Origin of the sequence: Bacteroides sp. NSJ-48 (assembly GCF_014287405.1) — a bacterium.
Lineage (GTDB): Bacteria > Bacteroidota > Bacteroidia > Bacteroidales > Bacteroidaceae > Bacteroides > Bacteroides stercoris.
In genome coordinates, this window is the sequence record NZ_JACOOD010000021.1 from 1 (window position 1) to 21,641 (window position 21,641).

The 21,641-nt window shown below is 49.8% G+C and carries 12 protein-coding genes, 1 tRNA gene and 1 pseudogene; 12 read left to right on the plus strand and 2 right to left on the minus strand.

Features of this window, described 5'->3' with window-relative positions:
- Positions 1 to 226: transposase (locus tag H8S52_RS11255; protein ID WP_186909843.1), on the plus strand; the 226-nt coding region annotated here is incomplete at its 5' end.
- A gap of 93 nt (positions 227 to 319) precedes the next feature.
- Here the strand turns inward: H8S52_RS11255 and H8S52_RS11260 are convergent.
- A tRNA-Met gene (locus H8S52_RS11260) sits at positions 320 to 392 on the minus strand.
- 231 nt (positions 393 to 623) lie between these two features.
- Between H8S52_RS11260 and H8S52_RS11265 the strand changes: the two genes are divergently transcribed.
- The 4 genes and pseudogenes from H8S52_RS11265 (at position 624) to H8S52_RS11280 (ending at position 5,314) form a co-directional block, all read left to right on the plus strand.
- On the plus strand, positions 624 to 1,208 hold the full coding sequence (locus H8S52_RS11265; protein WP_004288944.1) for a TetR/AcrR family transcriptional regulator: 585 nt from the start codon (positions 624 to 626) through the stop codon (positions 1,206 to 1,208).
- Positions 1,209 to 1,236: 28 nt separating this feature from the next.
- Complete coding sequence (fabG, locus tag H8S52_RS11270) at positions 1,237 to 1,983, plus strand: 3-oxoacyl-[acyl-carrier-protein] reductase (protein ID WP_005652328.1); 747 nt, start codon at positions 1,237 to 1,239, stop codon at positions 1,981 to 1,983.
- 99 nt (positions 1,984 to 2,082) lie between these two features.
- Entirely contained in the window at positions 2,083 to 2,754 is a 672-nt protein-coding gene (locus tag H8S52_RS11275; protein WP_005652323.1) for an RluA family pseudouridine synthase, read from the plus strand.
- Between the two features lie 22 nt (positions 2,755 to 2,776).
- Positions 2,777 to 5,314, plus strand: a pseudogene (locus tag H8S52_RS11280) (prolyl oligopeptidase family serine peptidase).
- Positions 5,315 to 5,783: 469 nt separating this feature from the next.
- Here H8S52_RS11280 and H8S52_RS11285 read toward each other — a convergent pair.
- Positions 5,784 to 7,208 carry a sigma-54 dependent transcriptional regulator gene (locus H8S52_RS11285; protein WP_022104732.1) on the minus strand — a complete coding sequence of 475 codons (1,425 nt, stop codon included), beginning with the start codon at positions 7,206 to 7,208 and terminating at the stop codon, positions 5,784 to 5,786.
- 92 nt (positions 7,209 to 7,300) lie between these two features.
- On the opposite strand from H8S52_RS11285, the gene H8S52_RS11290 reads away from it, so the two are divergent.
- From H8S52_RS11290 to H8S52_RS11320, 7 genes are all read left to right on the plus strand, one after another.
- Positions 7,301 to 8,140, plus strand: coding sequence for a peptidylprolyl isomerase (locus H8S52_RS11290; protein WP_016660763.1), 840 nt, complete (start codon positions 7,301 to 7,303; stop codon positions 8,138 to 8,140).
- 54 nt (positions 8,141 to 8,194) lie between these two features.
- Positions 8,195 to 9,430, plus strand: a complete 1,236-nt coding sequence (locus H8S52_RS11295) for a pitrilysin family protein (protein WP_005652310.1) — start codon at positions 8,195 to 8,197, stop codon at positions 9,428 to 9,430.
- Positions 9,431 to 9,705: 275 nt separating this feature from the next.
- A complete protein-coding gene (locus H8S52_RS11300; RefSeq protein WP_005652303.1) occupies positions 9,706 to 11,046 on the plus strand; it encodes an MATE family efflux transporter in 1,341 nt (446 codons plus the stop codon).
- Between the two features lie 56 nt (positions 11,047 to 11,102).
- Positions 11,103 to 13,427 carry a hybrid sensor histidine kinase/response regulator gene (locus H8S52_RS11305; protein ID WP_186909844.1) on the plus strand — a complete coding sequence of 775 codons (2,325 nt, stop codon included), beginning with the start codon at positions 11,103 to 11,105 and terminating at the stop codon, positions 13,425 to 13,427.
- A gap of 128 nt (positions 13,428 to 13,555) precedes the next feature.
- Positions 13,556 to 18,097, plus strand: coding sequence for a translocation/assembly module TamB domain-containing protein (locus H8S52_RS11310; protein ID WP_186909845.1), 4,542 nt, complete (start codon positions 13,556 to 13,558; stop codon positions 18,095 to 18,097).
- Position 18,098: 1 nt separating this feature from the next.
- Positions 18,099 to 20,453: a BamA/TamA family outer membrane protein gene (locus H8S52_RS11315; protein ID WP_186909846.1), complete on the plus strand. Its 2,355-nt coding sequence runs from the start codon at positions 18,099 to 18,101 to the stop codon at positions 20,451 to 20,453.
- Positions 20,454 to 20,657: 204 nt separating this feature from the next.
- Positions 20,658 to 21,569 carry a hypothetical protein gene (locus H8S52_RS11320; protein ID WP_005652298.1) on the plus strand — a complete coding sequence of 304 codons (912 nt, stop codon included), beginning with the start codon at positions 20,658 to 20,660 and terminating at the stop codon, positions 21,567 to 21,569.
- Positions 21,570 to 21,641 lie beyond the last annotated feature (72 nt).

Genomic DNA, 21,641 nt, shown 5'->3' on the forward strand with positions numbered 1-21,641 from the left:
GGCAAGGTGGTATGATGAAGTAGATAAATCAGGGTTCCTCACCTTTGGAAGGGTCGCACGTTCTATACAAACACATTATCTGGATATAATCAATTTTTTTGAAAGGAGGGCAACCAATGGCGCAGCAGAGTCATTCAATGCTAAAATCAAAGCATTTAGAGCACAGTTCAGAGGAGTAAGAGATAGAGCTTTTTTCTTATATAGACTTGCTAAATTATATGCTTAAATATAAAATCCCTCAGATTGTTACGTTGACCCACCCTATGTCTGTACGAGGATAAACTAAAAAAAGACCGCTGAATCAGCGATCTTTTTTTAGTTGCGGAGGCCTGACTCGAACAGACGACCTTTGGGTTATGAGCCCAACGAGCTACCAACTGCTCCACTCCGCGATGTTTTGTGAGTGCAAAGGTACGGCTTTTATTTGAATTTGCAAATAAAAGCCGGCTTATTTTTCATAAGAAATGCACTAATATACATAATCGGTTGATAAATAGGCTGATAAAATACAAATATTTTTATTTGCTAATTGGCTTGATTGTTAATAAAATGTGCTTTTGTTTGTGATATATGCGGAAATGTCTTACTTTTGCACAAATTATTAAGCAATGTGCAATTAGTCTATGGCCGTATCGAAGACAAAAGCTAAATTAGTGGATGTAGCCCGTCAGTTGTTTGCTAAAATGGGTGTTGAGAATACCACGATGAATGATATTGCCCTCGCTTCTAAAAAAGGTAGGAGAACGCTTTATACCTATTTTAAGAGCAAGGAAGATATTTATATGGCTGTTGTCGAATCGGAACTGGATATGCTTTCGGACATGATGAAGCGTGTGGCGGAGAAGAATATATCGCCGGACGAGAAGATGATTGAAATGATATACACGCGTCTGGATGCAGTGAAAGAGGTGGTATTCCGTAATGGGACGCTCCGGGCTAATTTCTTTCGCGACATTTGGCGGGTAGAGAAGGTACGTAAGCGTTTTGATGCCAAGGAGATACTGCTGTTCAAAGATGTATTGCGCGAAGGAGTGGAGAAAGGCGTGTTCAGAATAGACGATATTGACATGACTGCCGAGTTGGTGCATTATTGCGTAAAAGGGATTGAGGTACCTTATATCCGCGGCCATATCGGTGCAAAGTTGGATGATGAAACCCGCGACAAATACGTTGTCAACCTCGTGTTTGGCGCATTGCATAGAACATAAAAACATTTAATCAATAATTAAAAACAGTATGGGATTATTAGACGGAAAAACAGCCATTGTAACTGGCGCCGCTCGCGGCATTGGTAAGGCTATCGCTTTAAAGTTCGCTCAAGAAGGAGCTAATATAGCATTCACTGACCTGGTGATTGACGAAAATGCTGAAGCTACAGCTAAAGAAATCGAAACGTTGGGCGTAAAGGCCAAAGCGTATGCTTCCAATGCAGCCAGCTTTGAAGATACTGCCAAAGTGGTGGAGGCTATCCATGCAGATTTCGGTCGCATTGATATTCTGGTAAACAACGCAGGTATCACCCGTGACGGTCTGATGATGCGCATGACCGAACAGCAATGGGATATGGTTATCAACGTGAACTTGAAATCGGCTTTCAACTTCATTCACGCTTGTACTCCGATTATGATGCGCCAGAAAGCCGGCAGCATTATCAATATGGCTTCTGTAGTAGGTGTTCACGGTAATGCAGGCCAGGCAAACTACTCTGCTTCTAAGGCCGGTATGATTGCATTGGCAAAGTCTATCGCACAAGAACTGGGCTCTCGCGGCATCCGTGCCAACGCTATTGCTCCGGGCTTCATTATGACGGCTATGACGGATGCGCTGTCCGAAGAAGTAAAAGCCGAATGGTGCAAGAAGATACCTTTGCGTCGTGGCGGTACTCCCGAAGACGTTGCCAATATTGCTACCTTCCTGGCTTCTGATATGTCTTCTTATGTATCAGGACAGGTAATTCAGGTAGACGGTGGTATGAACATGTAAAATAGTGATTAACGGTCAGCGGTTAGTGATTAGTGAGAATTGCCAGCCGCTAACCTCAGTTTTTTAATCACTAATCGCTAATCACTAATCGCTAAATAAATGACTGTCGTATACGAAGACAATCATATCATTATAGTCAACAAGACCGCTTCCGAGATAGTTCAGGGAGACAAGACGGGTGATACGCCGCTTTCGGAAACCGTAAAGCTGTATCTTAAGGAGAAATACCAAAAGCCCGGCAATGTCTTTATAGGTGTTACACACCGTTTGGACCGCCCCGTAAGCGGTCTTGTTGTTTTTGCCAAAACGAGTAAGGCACTTGCCCGTCTGAACGAGATGTTCAGGAACAGTGAGGTGAAGAAAACCTATTGGGCAGTGGTGAAGAACCGCCCTCGGGAGTCAGAGGGTGAGTTGGTGAACTATTTGGTACGTAATGAGAAGCAAAACAAGAGCTATGCCTACGATAAGGAAGTGCCGAACAGCAAGAAAGCGATTTTGCATTATCGGCTCATAGCCCGGTCGCAGAACTATTATCTGCTGGAAATAGACCTGAAAACGGGGCGGCATCATCAGATACGCTGTCAGTTGGCAAAAATGGGCTGTCCCATTAAGGGAGATTTGAAGTACGGTTCTCCCCGTTCCAATCCCGACGGAAGCATTTGCCTGCATGCGCGCTTTGTGCGCTTTGTACATCCGGTATCCAAGAAACTGATAGAGGTGGAAGCCCCTGTCCCTGCCGGTAATCTATGGAATGGCTTTGAAATGGTTTGATAATCTGTTAATAACAAATTCAATGAAAAAGATTCTGATTCTTTCGGGACTGTCCCTCCTTGTTGCGCTTGCAGTTCGGGCACAGGATAAAGTGACCGAATACAATGTACGTCCTGCCGTTGCGGTGCGTACTCCGCTCTAGGGTGACAGTATCAATTTTACTGGGGAGAAGTTCACGGCCGATGCTTTGTTGAAAACCGATATCAGTCTTGACTTCGACGGGCGTCCTTACGAACGTATCACGGCGGATACCGCAGGATATGTACGGGTGGAGAAAGCAGATAAGGATAATCTGTTCTATCTGTTTGCCACCCATCTGCGTGCGGAACGCTTTATGAAAGGAAAGTTGAATATTTACTCTCCCGCGCGTTTCGAGGTGTTTGTGAATGGCGTTTCCAAACAGTCTAAAACAACTGCGGAAGATAGCTTGTCGCAGGTTGCTCCTTCGGTACTCAGTCTGCGTCTGGAGCCGGAAACGGATTATGAGATAGTCGTTAAATTGTTGTCGACGGCTGCCGATAAGGCTGTTCCCGTATTGAAGTGCGAGTTTGAGAAAGATAAGGAGTTTGCCGATGTAGGTTACCGGCTCGCACCCGATTTGAAAAGACGTTTCGCATTGCACAATACGGCTTTCGGAAGTCGCGTGCGCTCGGTCAGTCTCTCTCCGAACGGCAAATATCTGCTTGCCTGCTATGCGGATAACTACTCGTTGAAGCGCTCAAGGACACGTTGTGAACTGACCGAACTGAAGACGGGCAGGGTGATACTGCCCGCTGCCGATGAGAAAATGCGTTGGATGCCCCGCAGCAATAAGCTTTATTATACCGTAACGGGCAGACAACGGAATGATTTGGTTGTGTTCGACCCTGCTACCATGCGTGAGGAAGTGTTGCTGAAAGATGTTCCCGAGGGGTATTTTGCATGGTCGCCTGCAGAAGACTATCTTATCTACTCTCCGGATGATAAGGGAGAAGCGGTAGGCGGTCCTTTGAAGCGGCTGCTGCATCCCGACGACCGGATTCCCGATGCGCGTTCCCGCAACTATCTCGTTAGGTACGACCCTGTCACCGGACTTTCCGAACGTCTCACTTACGGCAGCCATGCCGTTTATTTGAATGATATATCCTCTGACGGCAAGAAACTCTTGTGCTCCACCTCTAAATCGAATATCACTCAATGTCCTTTCTCGCTTACTTCCATCTTCGAGCTGGATTTGGCTACGTTGCAGGCGGATACGCTGGTGGCGTGGGATCCTTATGTAAACAGGGCGGCTTACTCTCCCGACGGCGGACAGCTTTTGGTAATCGGCAGTCCGATGGCTTTTGACGGAATAGGGAAAAACTGCGGCGAGCATCCCATCGCCAATGATTTCGATACTCAGGCATTCATTGTGGACAAGGCCACGAAAAAGGTTAATCCCATCACGCGCGATTTCAATCCTGCCGTCGACTTCCTGCAGTGGAACCGTGTAGACGGTTGTATCTACTTTAATACAACAGACGAAGATTGCAGACATATCTATCGCTATGTGCCGAAGACGGAGAGTTTTGAAATGCTGCCGCTTCAGGAAGATGTGATTTCTTCCTTCGACCTGGCGGAGTACAATCCTGCGGTTGCCGCCTATGTCGGTGGTGGCAATGCCAGTGTGGGAGTTGCCTATACGTATGATGTGAAGAAGAAAACATCCGTTTTGCTTGCCAATCCGATGAAGTCCGTTTTGGACAGGATAGATATGGGTACAATGAAGGAGTGGAACTTCACGGCGGAAGACGGTACGGAGATTAAAGGTATGATATGCCTGCCGCCGGCTTTCGACCCGAACAGGAAATATCCGCTTATCGTTTATTACTACGGCGGGACTACACCTACCACACGCGGCATCACTTCGCCTTATTGTGCGCAATTGTTTGCATCACGCGATTATGTGGTTTATGTTATCCAGCCCAGCGGGGCTATCGGTTACGGTCAGGAGTTTTCCGCCCGTCATGTCAATGCGTGGGGAGAACGCACTGCCGATGAAATCATCGAGGGAACGAAGAAGTTCTGCGCTGCGCATCCGTTTGTCAACGACAAGCGTATCGGCTGTATCGGAGCATCCTATGGCGGTTTTATGACGATGTACTTGCAGACCAAGACGGATTTGTTTGCCGCTGCCGTTTCGCATGCGGGCATCAGTAACGTGACCAGTTACTGGGGCGAGGGCTATTGGGGCTATTCCTACAACTCCGTTGCCGCTGCCGGAAGCTATCCGTGGAATAATCCCGATTTGTTTACCAAACACGGAGCATTGTTCAATGCGGATAAAATCAAGACCCCGTTGTTGCTGTTGCATGGTACGGTGGATACGAATGTGCCTATCGGCGAGAGTATTCAGTTGTACAATGCCTTGAAGATATTGGGTAAGCCGGTTGAGTTCATAACGGTGGACGGCGAGAATCATTTCATCAGTGATTATCCCAAGCGCGAGTTGTGGCACAACTCTATCATGGCATGGTTTGCACGTTGGCTGCAGGATAGTCCGGCATGGTGGAACGACCTTTACCCGGAAAGACATTGGTAGGATACCAAGATAAGAGGAAAAAGCTCCTCACTACTTTATTACGACAAAAAGCCGTTTCCCGGAATAGACAAGGAGGAAACGGCTTTTTTGTTGTCAGTGTGCTTACTATTATTCGGCACATGAAGTTGTGAAATGGATGCTCTTGGCCGTTTGCATCTGTGCTCAGGCCAAGAACGATCCGTCACAAACAAACATAAACAGGGCTGCTACTAATACTAGTTTTTTGTTTTTTACTTGTTTTTAATTAGGTTAATATATTTATTCGGTTTTGGTTTAGGTAGATTCTACTTTGATGTTGTGGAGTTAAACTTCACACAGTATATATATCAAATGACGTGCCAGAGTGAGGGTGGAAACGGTAAGTCATTGCAGATTAGCACGCTATTTTTACTGTGAAGGTGCGCAGGGGTGTGAAGATGTGTGGAAGCGGTGTGGAAAGTGTGGAATAGAGTGTGGAGTTTTTCCACAGTTATAACTCTATTCCATATAATTTAAGTTTGTTGTAAAGTGTCTTTCTGTCTATCCCCAGCAGTTGGGCGGCGCGGCTTTTGTTATATCCCGTCTGCTTCAAGGCTTCGATTATCTGCTGCTTCTCGGTCTCTTCGTTACGGAGAGGCATACCTGCTGCGGATGGGGCTACCGGACTCTTCAGTTCGCTAAGCTCGTTCAGGGTGATGAGCTTGTCTTGCGCCAAAAGGGTGGCACGCCGGACGATGTTCTTCATCTGGCGCAGGTTGCCCGGCCATTGATATTCCAATAAAGCTTTGGATGCCTTTTCGTCAAAGCCGATGAGGTGCTTGTCCAGTTCGCGGTTTGCCTGGTCCAGGAAGAAGTTTGCAAAGAGCAGGATATCCTCGCGGCGGTCTTTCAGTTGCGGCATACGCAGGGTAAACTCATTGATGCGGTGGTAGAGATCCTCGCGGAAAGTCCCTTTCTCGATGGCCTGTTCTAGATTCTCATTGGTGGCGGACACTAAGCGCACGTCTACCTGTATCTCCTTGTTGGAGCCGACAGGACGTATTTTACGTTCCTGCAGGGCGCGGAGCAATTGTATCTGCACCTCGTAGCTGAGGTTGCCTATTTCATCCAAAAAGATAGTGCCGCCGTTGGCAGCAACGAACGCGCCCGTCTTGTCGGTCAGCGCACCGGTAAAGGAACCTTTTACATGGCCGAAGAATTCGGAAGCCGCCAGCTCTTTGGGGATAGCTCCGCAGTCAATGGCTATGAACGGTTGTTTGGCGCGGCGGCTCAACTTATGGATGCGTTGCGCCACATACTCCTTGCCTGTTCCGCTGGCCCCGTTGATGAGGACGGACATGTTGGTGGGAGAAACCAGGTTCACATAATTATAAAGTTGCCTGGCGGCATCGCTTTCGCCTTCCAGGTAGTCGGATGAAGCGTTCTCTGCACCTTTCCGGCAGGGATTTCCATTGCTTTCGGAACGCATGGTCTGTTTGGACGAAACAGACGGTCTGTTTGGGTCGAACGCATGGTCTGTTTGGGTCGAACGGATGGTCTGTTCCGAAGCAACGGATGAGGACTTCAGGGCTTCATCCATTTTCTTCAATAACTCGTCGGGGTTTACGGGTTTTGCAATGTAGTCGCATGCGCCCAGTTTCATGGCTTGCACGGCAGACTGTATGTCGGCATAGCCCGTCATGATGATAAGAGGGATGTGCAGGGAATGTTCTCCCAGCCACTTCAGCAAATCTATGCCGTCGCGGTCGGGCAGGCGCAAGTCGGACAGTATCAGGTCCACCGTCTCGGCTTCGATATGCTTCTGGGCACGGGCTATACTGCTTGCCGAACTGACTTGGAATCCTTTTTTGCCAAGCCATGTTTTCAATATCATGCCGTAAGTGATATCATCTTCTACGATTAATATGGATTTCATCCCTTCTGCTTTTTATCTCTTTTATGGCACAAAGGTAAATCGTTTTGTCCGATTTTAGTATATTTGCAGGCTTAAATTAAACAAAAAGACAGATGAAAAGAAATCTCATTGTATTATTAACCATACTGGTATGCGGCCTGACGGCCTGCAAACCGGGACAAAAGAAAGACGGAAATATGGAAAAAGAAACGAAGTTGAAGATTGAGACAAGTGCGGGTGACATCATCGTGAAACTGTATAACGAAACGCCGAAGCATCGCGATAACTTTATCAAGCTGGCCGAGGAAGGTACTTATGAAGGTACGCTGTTTCACCGTGTCATCAAGGACTTCATGATACAGGCGGGCGACCCCGAATCGAAGAATGCCCCGAAAGGCAAGATGCTGGGAGCGGGCGATGTGGGATACACTGTTCCTGCGGAGTTTGTCTACCCGAAATACTTCCATAAGAAAGGTGCGCTGTCTGCCGCCCGTCAGGGAGATAACGTAAACCCGAAGAAGGAATCGTCCGGTTGTCAGTTCTATATCGTGACCGGAAAGGTGTATAACGATTCTACGCTTCTCGGCATGGAACATCAGATGAACCAGGCACGCCTGAACAATGCTTTCAATGCTTTGGCGCAGAAGCACATGAAGGAAATCTACAAGATGCGTAAGGACGGTGACCAGGAAGGGCTGATGAATCTGCAGGACACGCTTATCGCGCAGGCTGAGGCTCAGGTGGCCGGCGAACCGGAGTTCCGTTTCACGCCGGAACAGGTAAAGGCATATACCACTGTAGGCGGCACGCCGCATCTGGACGGCGAATATACCGTGTTCGGCGAAGTCGTTGAAGGCATGGATGTGGTAGATAAGATACAACAGGTAAAGACAGACCGCAGCGACCGTCCGGAAGAGGATGTGAAGATTGAGAAGGTGACTGTGATTGACTGATAAACAAAATTGCGTCAAACCTTTGGGAAGAGAGCCTCGCTCTGTCACACAAGTATGAAGATAAATAAGCATTGTTTCCCCAACGGCCTGCGGCTGGTACACTACGAGGATACCAGCACGCAGATGGTGGCGCTGAACATCGTTTACGATGTCGGTGCGCGCGACGAGCATCCCGAGCATACCGGCTTTGCCCATTTGTTCGAGCATCTGATGTTCGGCGGTTCGGCGCATATTCCCGATTACGATACGCCTTTGCAGTTGGCGGGGGGAGAAAACAATGCCTGGACCAATAATGACATTACCAATTACTACCTCACCGTTCCGAAGCCGAACGTAGAGACTGCCTTTTGGCTGGAGTCCGACCGTATGCTGGAGCTGGCTTTCAGCGAGCAAAGCCTCGAAGTGCAACGCGGTGTAGTGATGGAAGAGTTCAAGCAACGCTGCCTTAACCAGCCGTATGGCGATGTGGGGCATCTGTTCCGGCCGCTGGCATTCCGGGTGCATCCGTACCGCTGGCCTACTATCGGCAAGGAACTCTCGCACATAGAGCAAGCCACGCTGGACGAGGTAAAGAGTTTCTTCTACCGTTTCTATGCTCCGAACAATGCCGTGCTGGCAGTGACGGGAAACATTTCATGGGATGAAACCGTTAAGCTTACCGAGAAGTGGTTTGCTCCCATACCCCGGCGGGACGTTCCGGTGAGGCAATTGCCGCAGGAGCCGGAGCAAACGCAGGAACGCCGGCTGACGGTAGAAAGAAACGTGCCGCTGGACGCCTTGTTCATGGGCTATCACATGTGCAGTCGCGAGGGTGCGGATTATTACGCATTCGATATTCTGTCCGATATTCTCAGCAACGGACGTTCCAGCCGTTTGAACCGCCGCTTGGTACAGGAACAGAATATCTTTTCCGGTATCGATGCGTACATCAGCGGTACGCGTGATGCGGGTCTGCTGCAAATCAGCGGTAAGCCTGCGGCAGGTGTGTCGTTGGAGCAGGCGGAAGCTGCCGTCCGTAAAGAACTGGAAGAGTTGCAGCGGTCTCCGGTAGACGGGCAGGAACTGGAGAAGGTTAAGAACAAGTTTGAATCTACCCAGATATTCGGCAATATCAACTATCTGAACGTGGCCACAAACCTTGCCTGGTTCGAGCTGACGGGAAAGGCGGAAGATATTGACCTTGAAGTAGAGCGTTATCGCTCCGTTACGACGGAGCAGTTGCATACTGTGGCGCAGCGTACTTTCTGCGAAAGCAATGCCGTAGTATTATATTATAAGAGTGATAAATGACAGTCAAAGGGAGCGTTTTTCGTCTCTTTTCAGGAGGGGAAGGGCGCCGTTTGACGAAACGAAAGTTCCCTGTTAAGGAAACTTCGGTTTCCTTGTTGAGGAAGCTTCGGTTTCCCGTTGAGGAAGCTTCAGTTTCCCATTGAGGAAACTCCCGTTTCCCGTCGGGGGAACTCCCGTTTCCCATTAGGGAAACTTTGGTTTCTTACTAAGGAAATTCTGGTTTCCCGTCAGGGGAACAATGGTTTCTCCCTTTGAAACAAATTTTAGACAATAAGATGATGAATTGGATAGCCGGCTATAAGCAGCATTATAAAGCGTTGATATTTTTGGGACTTCCCATTGTTATCGGACAGGTGGGAGTAATTATTCTCGGTTTTGCCGATACTCTGATGATCGGGCATCACAGTACCGAGGAGTTGGGTGCAGCTTCTTTCGTAAACAATGTATTTACGCTTTGCATCATTTTCAGTACCGGTTTCAGTTACGGGCTGACGCCTATCGTGGGCAGTCTTTACGGCAACCGCCGTTTTGCGGAAGCGGGGCAGGCGTTGCGTTGCAGTTTGGTGGCGAATGTCCTGGTGGCATTGCTCCTTACGTTTATCATGACGGTGGTCTACTTCAACGTGGAGCGCCTGGGGCAGCCCGAGGAACTGATGCCTTTGATAAAACCTTATTACCTGGTATTGCTTGCTTCGCTGGTTTTCGTGATGCTGTTCAACGGCTTCAAGCAGTTTACGGACGGAATCACAGATACGAAGACCGCCATGTGGATATTGTTGGGCGGAAATACGCTGAACATCATAGGCAACTATATCCTTATCAACGGCAAACTGGGCTTCCCAGAGCTGGGGTTGCTGGGAGCAGGCATCAGTACGTTGTTCTCGCGTATTATGATGGTGGTGGTGTTTGCGTTGATTGTGCTGCGCGGTCGCCGCTTTATCCGCTACCGGATCGGGTTCTCCCGCATGGGATGGTCGTTTCCGGTGTTCAAGAAACTCAATGCACTGGGCTGGCCTGTCGGTTTGCAGATGGGAATGGAGACGGCCTCTTTCAGCCTTAGCGCCATCATGGTGGGCTGGCTGGGCACTATCGCTTTGGCATCCCATCAGATAATGCTGACCATCTCGCAATTCACGTTTATGATGTACTACGGTATGGGTGCAGCGGTGGCGGTGCGTGTCAGCAATTTCAAGGGGCAAGACGATATGGAGAATGTACGCCGCTCCACATTTGCGGGTTTCCATCTGATAATGGCTATGGAAGTAGTGCTTATGAGCATCGTTTTTGTGATGCGCGGACAGGTGGGCGGCTGGTTTACGGATAGCGCAGAGGCTTCGGCGCTGGTAGCCTCTTTGTTCTTCCCTTTCTTGATTTATCAGTTTGGCGACGGACTGCAAATCAACTTTGCCAATGCGCTGCGGGGCATATCGGATGTAAAGCCGATGATGGTTATTGCATTTATTTCTTATTTTATTATATCTTTGCCCGTAGGATATTTTTGCGGTTTTGTACTGGGCTGGGGACTGGTCGGCGTGTGGATGGCTTTCCCGTTCGGTCTGACCAGTGCCGGGGTGATGCTGTGGCTGCGCTTCCGCTATAAAACGAGGACGAGATGATGCATGGGGCGATGCTTTGTCACCCTGTCGCTCCATAACTCTTTTATTACCTGTTTATGAATAGTGTATCGAAAGTAAAGATAGCTGTCGGATACACTCTGCTGCTGGGAGTGTTGTTCTTTTCCCTGTTCTTTGTGCACCGGGAGATGGAGCATCTTATGCTTTCCGATAACCGGGACGTGCAGTGGACGGACAGTCTCATTACGCTTCTTCGGAAGAAGGATGCGAACACTATTTACATGCTGCGCGTGTTGAGCGAGACGAACGACAGCATGGTCTCTACCCGGGAGATAGAAAATATTATCGCTACCCGGCAGGATTCGTTTGTGACAAACCAGCGCGTACAGCAGCGCATCATTACGCATCGCGACACGGTGGTTACCAAGCCCAGGAAGAAAGGATTCTTCCGCCGTTTGGGAGAGGTGTTCGTGCCGCCTAAGAAAGATACCGCCATTCAGGTAAAGACTTCCCTCGAATATGCCACGGATACGGTGATTAACGTGTATAATCCGGTGGATTCCCTGCAGGAAAAGCTGCGTGCCGTGGCACAACAGCAGAAGGAGCACATTGCGATTGTACAGCGCCGCAGGCGTACCTTGCAACGCATGGACCGGATGCTGACCGCCCGTATCGACAGTCTGCTGAAAGGCTACGAACAGGAAACCCTGCAGCGTGCCCGCAAAGAGGCGGAGTACCAGCAGTCCGTACGCCATCACTCCATTAAGACAATCAGCGGCATTGCCGTCGGTGCGGTGCTGCTTTCCGTCTTTTTCCTGATAATCATAGGGCGCGACATTACGCGCAGCAACCGCTATCGCCGCGAACTGGAAGAAGCCCGCCGCCGTGCCGAGGACCTGCTGGCCACGCGCGAGAAGATGATGCTTGCCATCACCCACGACTTTAAGGCGCCGCTCGGCTCCATCATGGGCTATGCCGACCTGCTCTCCCGTCTGACGGTGGACGAACGGCAACGCTTCTACCTGGATAATATGAAAACCTCATCGGAACATCTGCTGAAGCTGGTGGTCGATTTGCTCGATTTCCACAGGCTCGACCTTCATAAGGCGGAGATAAACCGGGTCACCTTCCATCCCGCCCGCTTGCTGGAAGAGATTCACGTCAGTTTTGAACCGCTGACTTCTGCCAAAGGCCTGGAGTTGCATTGCGATATTGCTCCCGAACTGGAGAGTACTTACATCTGCGACCCGCTCCGTCTCCGCCAGATTATCAACAACCTGCTGTCCAATGCAGTGAAGTTTGCGGACGAGGGGAGCATAACGATGACGGCGCGTTACGAGGAACGCCGGCTGGTGGTGGCCATTGCCGATACGGGCAAAGGTATGGAACCGGCGGACAGGGAGCGGATTTTCCAGGAGTTTACCCGCCTTCCCGGTGCACAGGGCAAAGAGGGCTTCGGACTCGGTTTGTCTATTGTGCGCATGCTTGTGCTGTTGCTGGAAGGAACGATTGACGTGGACAGTGTGCCGGGCAAGGGAAGTACATTTACGCTGCGTGTTCCCTTGTTCCCCGTACAGGTATCGGAGGATACCGGCGAGAAATATCAGGAGACGGAAACCGGAATTTCTTCCGCTCTTTCAGAGAGCATGCCCGCTTCTTCACAACCTTCGCTCCGTGTGCTGCTGATTGACGACGACCGCATTCAGCTTACGCTTACCGCAGCCATGCTCCAGCATAGCGGCATCGCTTCGGTATCGTGCATGCAATTGGACGAATTGCTGGATGCCCTGCGTTCCGATACCTTTGATGTGTTGCTCACCGATGTACAGATGCCTGCCATCAACGGTTTCGACCTGTTGAAACTGTTGCGTGCATCGAACCTGCCCCAAGCGCAGGCCATTCCCGTGATAGCCGTTACCGCCCGTAGCGATATGAAGCCGGAAGAGTTCAAGGAATATGGCTTTGCCGGCTGCCTGCACAAACCGTTTACGGTGGCGGAACTGTTCCGGGAACTGAATGCGGAAGGTATCGGACAAACATCTGCCGTGCGGAGCGAAGTAGCAGCGGAGACGGTTGAGGCTTCATCGCCGGATGCTCCTTATGATTTCTCAGCACTCACTGCTTTCTCCGGTGACGACCCGGAGGCGGCAAAGTCCATTATGGAGAGTTTCGTTACCGAAACCCGCCTCAATGCCGAACGTTTGCAAAAGGCGGCGGATGCGGCGGATATGGACGAGGTGGCGGCCGTTTCGCACAAGATGATTCCTCTCTTTACGCTGATTGGCGCTACGGAACTGGTGGCGGAGCTTAAAATACTGGAAGGCTTGCGCGGTACTCCTTTTACAGCCGGGCAGAGGCAGCGGGCACTGCGTTCGCTTGCTCTTATCGAGGACATTATCCGCTTGCAGACACGGGCGGATTAGAGTAAGCAATTGCGGTATAAGTGGTCGTAAACACCGGCGCAACATAGTATTTTTCTTTTATTAGGAACTTTATCTCAAAATTAATTGTTTACTTTGTACGAATTAATCGATGACAGCTTGACGTTCCAATGAGAAGAAAATGGTTAAGAGGGGCACTTTGGGTGCTTCTTACTCCTATTATCCTATTTGTAATATTGATGATATTGCTTTACGTGCCGCCCGTACAGAATTTTATACGGAAGCAGGCCACGGCAATAGCATCGGATGCTACGGGCATGAATATCTCCGTAGAGCGGATAGACCTTCGTTTTCCGTTGAACCTGCTTGTACGCGGTGTTCAGGTAGTGCAGCCGGGAAGCGATACTACTGATATCCAACACCCCGATACCTTGCTGAACCTCGGAAGCCTGAACGTCCGCGTACAGGCATGGCCCTTATTGAAAGGAAGGGTAGAGGTGGATGACATCACTTTGCAACGGGTGGCCGTAAACTCTTCCGGCCTGCTGGAAGGCATGCGCATAAAGGGTACGCTCGGACGGTTCTTCCTTGCCAGTCACGGCATAGACCTGAATAAAGAGGATGCCGTACTGAACCGGGTGGAACTGAGCGATACCCACGTGCAGGTGATGCTTGCCGACACTACCGAAACTCCGGAGGATACCACCGAAACCGCCTTGAACTGGCGCGTAGCATTGCATAACCTGAAACTGAAGAATGTGTCGGTGGATTTGCAGATGCCGCTCGACTCCATGTCGCTGGCAGCCACTATCGGGGATGCAAGCATAGAGGATGCCGAAGCCGACCTCAAGCGGCAGTTCTATGGCTGGCGTAAGTTTGCCCTTATGGGGACTTCCGTGAATTACGATACAGGTACAGCCGTTCCTGCCGAGGGCTTTGACGCTTCGCACATCGCATTGCGCGATATCCGTATCGGCATAGATTCGGTGATGACCTGCGGCCGTGACATGAATGCCGTTATCCGAGAGTTCTCCATGTACGACCGTTCCGGGCTGACGGTGACTTCCCTGACCGGACGCCTCTTTGCCGACTCAGCCGTTATCCGTGTTCCCTATTTGCAGCTCAAGACCCCGCACAGCGAGATGAACCTGACGGCGCAGACCTATTGGAAACTTGTCGATATACCCACTACCGGACAGTTGTCCGCCCGCTTTAACGCCAATATCGGCAAGCAGGATGTATTGCTCTTTGCCGGCGGACTGCCCGAAACTTTTAAAGAGGCTTATCCTTTCCGCCCGTTGGTAATCCATGCCGGTACGGAAGGCAATCTGAAACAGATGCAGATTTCCCGTTTCATGGCCGAACTTCCCGGCGCTTTCTCATTGAGCGGCGGCGGTGAGTTGTGGAACCTTACGGATAGCCTGAAGCGTAGCGGAGGGCTTGACTTTGAGATGCAGACGCAAGACCTTAATTTCCTCACCGGGCTTACCGGGGTCACTCCCGACGGCTCTATCGTTGTGCCCGACAGTATGAACCTCGTAGCGCGTCTCGGGCTCGACGGGCCTCAATGCAATGCCCTGCTCAAAGTGCAGGAGGGCAAAGGCAATCTGAATCTGGATGCCGCTTACAACCTGTCTACCGAGGTCTATCATGCAGACCTCGCCATAGATGCCTTGCAGCTTCATCATTTCCTGCCCAAAGATTCTGTTTATGCACTTACTGCGCATGTTGCCGCCAAAGGCAGGGGAGTGGATATGACTTCCCGTCAGACGACGGCTCTTGTGGAAGCCAAACTGGACGAACTGCAATATGCTCGCTGGAATCTGTCGGGTGTGAACCTGAATGCGGGGTTGAAATCTGCGGTAGCTTCTGTACGGTTGACGAGCGATAATGAACTGTTGAAGATGCAGTCTGAAGCTGACCTTCGTCTCGACCGTAAATATATGGACGGCAGACTGAACATGAAAGTAGAGGAACTGGACTTGTATAATCTGGGAATCGCATCCGAACCTTTGGAACATCCCGTTGCGTTCAATCTGGGAGCGGAAGCGCGTCGCGATTCCATTAAGTTGCGGATGGATGCCGGCGATATGGATTTGCAGTTCCGTGCCCGCAGCACGTTGGAGGAGTTGTTGGGGCAGTCGGACAAGTTCGTAGCCATTCTGACGAAACAGATAGAGGAAAGACGCCTTGACCATGCCGCCTTGCGGCAGGTATTGCCCTCGGCGGGCATGAAGTTGACGGCTGGGCAGGCCAATCCGGTCAGCTATTTCCTGAAAACAAAAAACATAAGTTTCAATGACTTCACCCTTCGTTTCGGAAGTACGCCGGCACGGGGCATCAACGGACGGACCGCCGTTCACGGATTGCGTGTGGACTCGTTGCAGCTCGATACGGTTTTCTTTGCCGTGAAGCAGGATACTTCCCGGATGATGCTGCAAAGCGGGGTGATTAACGGACCGAAGAATCCGCAGTTCGTATTCCGCAGTACGCTGACCGGTGAGATTCGCAGTGAAGATGCCGAACTGACCGTGAATTATGTGGACGGAAAAGGACAGACGGGAGTGCTGTTCGGCGTCAATGCCCGCCCGCTGACGGAGGGACATGGCAAAGGCAACGGAGTATTGCTTAATCTGACGCCTGCCGAACCGGTTATCGCATACCGTAAGTTCCATTTCGTAGACAACAGCAATTGGATATATCTGCATAACAACATGCGCGTCTATGCCAATATCGATATGGATAGTGACAACGGTTTGGGCTTCCGTATGCAGTCGGACAAGAACGACAGCATTTCATTGCAGAATATGAACGTGGAGTTGAGCCGTTTCCAACTGGGCGAACTGAGCGAGGTGCTTCCTTATATGCCCCGTCTCACCGGCTTGTTCTCTGCCGAGGCGCAGTATATACAGACCCCTACTTCCTTGCAGGTTTCAGCCGAAGCCAATATCGATGAACTGACCTATGAGCGGCAGCATGTAGGAGACATCGGTATGGGAGCCACATGGCTGCCGGGCGATAAGGGCGCTACGCATTATCTGAATACATATTTCAGTTATGACAACCGGGAAGTGATGACTGCCGACGGCATACTGACAAAGAAGAACGGAAAGGACACGCTGGAAGTGACTACCTCTTTTGAACACTTCCCGATGAAGATTGCCAATGCTTTTGTGCCCGACCAAATGATCTCCTTTACCGGCGACCTCGATGGCGGGATGTACATCTACGGACCGTTGGAGAAACCCAGGATGCACGGAGATATCACGCTGGACAGCGTATCGGTATATGCCCGTCAGGCAGGGGCCCGCTACTGGTTTGACGACCGTCCCGTGCAGATTAAGGATAACCAACTGATATTTGATAAGTTTGCCATTTATACCACCAGCAAGAATCCGTTTACCATTAACGGCAAGGTGGACTTCCGCAATTTGGAACGTCCTACGGCGGACTTGAAGTTGCTGGCGGAGAACTATACGCTGCTGGATGCACCTCGCACCCGCGAAAGTCTTATCTACGGCAAGATATTTGTCGATTTGAACGCTACGGTACGAGGGCCTTTGGATGCCCTGACCATGCGCGGTAACATGAACCTGCTGGGCAATACGGATGTTACCTATGTACTGACGGACTCACCGTTGACGGTGGAAGACCGCCTTGAGGGTTTGGTAACCTTTACTTCTTTTGCCGATACGGCTTCGGTGGGCACTGATGAGGCTCCCGCCATGTCTTTGGGCGGTATGGATATGATTATGTCCGTACATATCGACAATGCCGTGCGCCTGCGCGCCGATTTAAGTCCCGACCGCAGTAAATTCATTGAATTGGAAGGCGGCGGAGATTTGAACATGCAGTATACTCCGCAAGGCGATATAAGCCTTACCGGACGTTATACACTTTCGGGCGGAATTATGAAGTATTCGCTTCCTATCATTCCGTTGAAGGAATTCCAGATTAACAACGGCAGTTATGTGGACTGGCGAGGCGATCCGATGAACCCGACGCTGAACCTGAAAGCGACGGAGCGTATGCGCGCTTCGGTAGCCGATGGTGACGACGGTGGTTCGCGCGTGGTGAATTTCGATGTGTCCATAGCTATAAAGAATCGCCTTGACGCTCCCGAACTTATTTTCGATATAACGGCGCCGGATGATGCCACCATTGAGAATGAGTTGCAGGCTATGGGAGCCGAGGAGCGCAGCAAACAGGCCATTGCCATGCTGGCGACCGGTGTTTATATGAACAGTGGTGTCAAAGGCGGCGGATTGTCTATGGGCAGTGCTTTGAACAGTGTTATCCAAAGTCAGATCAACTCATTGGCAGGCTCGGCTTTCCAAAGCATCAACGCAAGTTTCACTATGGGTATGGAAGACCGTACGTCAGCCGAAACGGGTGACAAGCAGACGGATTATAGCTTCCGCTATTCGCAGCGTCTTTTCAACGACCGTGTGCAGATTGTCATCGGCGGTAAGGTGACAACCGGCGCCAATGCCACGAATGATGCGGAATCGTTTATCGACAATATTTCGCTTGAGTACCGCCTTGATACGTCCGGTACGCGCTATGTCCGTGTGTTCTATGACAAGAACTACGAGAGTGTGCTCGACGGGGAAATAACGGAAACCGGAGTCGGTCTTGTGCTTCGTCGCAAAATGGACCGCCTGGGCGAACTTTTTATCTTCAGGAAAAAGAAGAAGCAAACTGTAGAATGATATGAAACGACTGATAGTATATATGGCGGGCATACTGTTGCTGGCAGGATGTTCCACAACCAAGCATTTGCCGGAAGGTGAAATTCTGTATACGGGACAAAAAAAGATGATTGTCGAGAACCGCAGTACCACTCCGGTAGGCGAGACTGCCATGGAAGAGGTTGAAGCGGCGCTTGCCACTGCTCCGAACAATTCTTTGCTGGGTAGTTCCACTATTCGCATACCTTTTCCTATGGGGTTATGGATTTACAATGGCTTTGTGAAATATGAGAAAGGCTTTGGCAGGTGGATATTCAACCGCTTTGCGGCAAAGCCCGTACTGATGTCCACTGTCAATCCCGATATCCGGCAGAAGGCGGCCGCCAATTTATTGCGCGATTACGGCTACTTTAACGGAACGGTCAGCTATAAAACGTTCATCGATCCGAAGGATTCTTTGAAAGCAAAGCTGCAATATACGGTGGATATGCGCAACCCTTATTTTATCGATACGGTTTATTATCACGGTTTCAGTGAGCGTACCTTGCGCATTATGAATATGAGCCGGCGCCGTTCGCTTATCAGTCCGGGAGAACAGTTCAACGTGACCGACCTCGACGGAGAACGTACCCGTATCAGTACTTTGTTGCGCAATGTAGGGTGCTATTATTTCCGTCCCGATTATCTGACTTATCAGGCGGATACGACCTTAGTGCCCGGCGGACATGTTGCCATGCGCATGGTTCCTGCTCCCGGCATGCCTTCCGTTGCCGAGAAACCGTTTTATGTAGGCAAGAAAGCTTTTTATCTGTATGGCAAGCAGGGACAGACCCCTAATGACAGTATCGACTACAAAGGCCTTCGCTTCTATTATCACGATAAGCTGCGGGTACGTCCCAATATGATTTACAGATGGCTGAACTATCAGGCGTATCGTCAGAAACGTCAGGTGCAGGACAGTACGGGTATTTCCCGCAGACGCTCCATGCAGAGTCTTTACAGCCTTTATCGCCAGACCCGCGTGCAGGAACGTTTGAACAATGTAGGCATCTTCCGTTATCTTGAGATGCAGTACACCCCGCGTGATACGACATTCGTGTGCGATACGCTGGATGTGAATATTCATGCGGCACTCGACAAGCCTTATGATGCCGAACTGGACTTCAACGTAAAGATGAAAAGCAATAACCAGACCGGACCGGGAGCTTCGTTCACCGTAACGAAGAACAATGTGTTTGGCGGCGGTGAGGCATGGAATGTAAAGTTGGACGGTTCGTATGAGTGGCAGACGGGTAAAGACCGTTCTTCGCTGATGAACAGTTATGAAGTGGGGTTGTCTACCTCGCTTATGTTTCCGCGCGTGGTCTTCCCTCGCTTTGGCGACAAGGAGTATGACTTTCCGGCCACTACGACTTTCAAACTGTACATCGACCAGTTGAACCGTGCCAAGTATTATAAACTGCTGGCGTTTGGCGGAAACGCTACATACGATTTCCAGCCGAAGCGTACGAGCAAGCATAGTTTTACACCGTTCAAACTCACGTTCAACGTACTTCGCGACCCTACGGAAGCCTTCAAGGAGTTGCAGGCGGAGAATCCTGCACTCTACGTCAGCCTGCGCGACCAGTTTATTCCGGTCTTTGAGTATATGTACACCTACGACAACGCATCTTTGCCAGGTGTGCGCAATCCTATCTGGTGGCAGACGACAGTGAGCTCGGCTGGTAACCTTACTTCGTGCATTTATCGTATTTTCGGAAAGTCGTTCAAGGAGAAGGACAAAAAGCTGCTGGGTGTTCCTTTTGCACAGTTCCTGAAGGTAAACAGCGAATTCCGCTATCATTATAAGATAGACAAGAACCAGATGATTGCCTCGCGCATTGCCGGCGGCGTGATATGGTCATACGGAAATGCGTTGGCGGCTCCTTATACCGAACAGTTCTATATCGGTGGCGCCAACAGTGTGCGTGCTTTTTCTGCACGTAGCATAGGTCCGGGCAGTTATGCTCCGGATAAGGAAAATAAGTATTCTTTCATCAATCATGTGGGTGATATACGTATGGAAGCTAATGTTGAATACCGCTTCCGCATTATCGGAGATTTGCATGGAGCCGTATTCTTGGATGCCGGTAATGTGTGGCTGATGCGTAAGGATGAGTCCCGTCCAGGCGGCGAGTTCACTTTAAAGAACTTTGCCAGACAGATAGCTTTGGGTACGGGAGCCGGTTTGCGTTATGATATGGACTTTCTGGTTTTCCGTCTGGATTGTGGAGTGGGGTTGCACGATCCGTATGATACCGGTAAGTCGGGATACTATAATATTCCCAAGTTCAAGGACAGTCTTGCCTTGCATTTCGCTATCGGTTATCCGTTCTAAGGCAAACTGTGGGTTTGGGGCTGACAATAGTGAAGAATTGTGGCTAATAAGCAAACTAAAAGTAGAAGTATCTGCCATTGAGGCGGAGTTTTGTACGATTATGGAAAAGAATGGACTGAAATCTTCCTTTTTCTGATATAAATTTTACTACTTTTGTGCCTGTTATCAACCATGATACACTAACCTTTTTAAATAATAACTAATATGAAACCAACTTTATTCTTATTGGCAGCCGGCATGGGCAGCCGCTATGGTGGCCTGAAGCAATTGGACGGACTGGGGCCTAATGGCGAAACTATTATGGATTATTCTATTTACGATGCTATCAAGGCCGGATTCGGTAAGCTCGTTTTTGTTATCCGTAAAGATTTTGAACAAGACTTCCGCGATAAAATCATATCCAAATACGAAGGTCATATCCCGTGCGAATTGGTGTTCCAGGAACTGGATGCACTTCCCGAAGGATTTACGTGTCCGGCCGACCGTACCAAACCTTGGGGAACCAACCATGCCGTAATGATGGGTGCCGATGTGATAAAGGAACCGTTTGCCGTTATCAATTGCGATGACTTCTACGGTCGTGATTCTTTCCAGGTGATGGGCAAGTTCCTGTCTGAGCTTCCCGAAGGCTCCAAGAATGTATATTCGATGGTAGGATTCCGCATCGGCAATACATTGAGTGAAAGCGGTACGGTGTCTCGCGGCCTTTGCAGCACTGATGCAAATAATCTGCTGACTTCTGTCGTAGAACGTACCAAAATTCAGCGTATGGACGGTGAAGTGAAATATATTGATGATAACGGTGAGTGGACTGCCACTCCCGATACAACTCCGGTCAGTATGAATTTCTGGGGCTTTACTCCCGATTACTTCGCTTACAGTCAGGAATTCTTCAAGACGTTCCTCAGCGATTCGAAGAATATGGAGAACCTGAAGAGTGAATTCTTTATTCCTTTGATGGTGGATAAACTGATTAATGACGGTACTGCTACGGTTGAAGTGCTTGATACGAACAGCAAGTGGTTCGGGGTGACTTATCCGGAAGACCGTCAGAGCGTAGTCGATAAGATTAAGGCATTGGTGGATGCGGGAGAATATCCGGCTAAGCTGTTCTAAGAAAGTTTTTTAAGTTAAATAGGGATGTGTCAAAGTCCGGAGAAATATTCTTCAACTTTGGCACATCCTTTT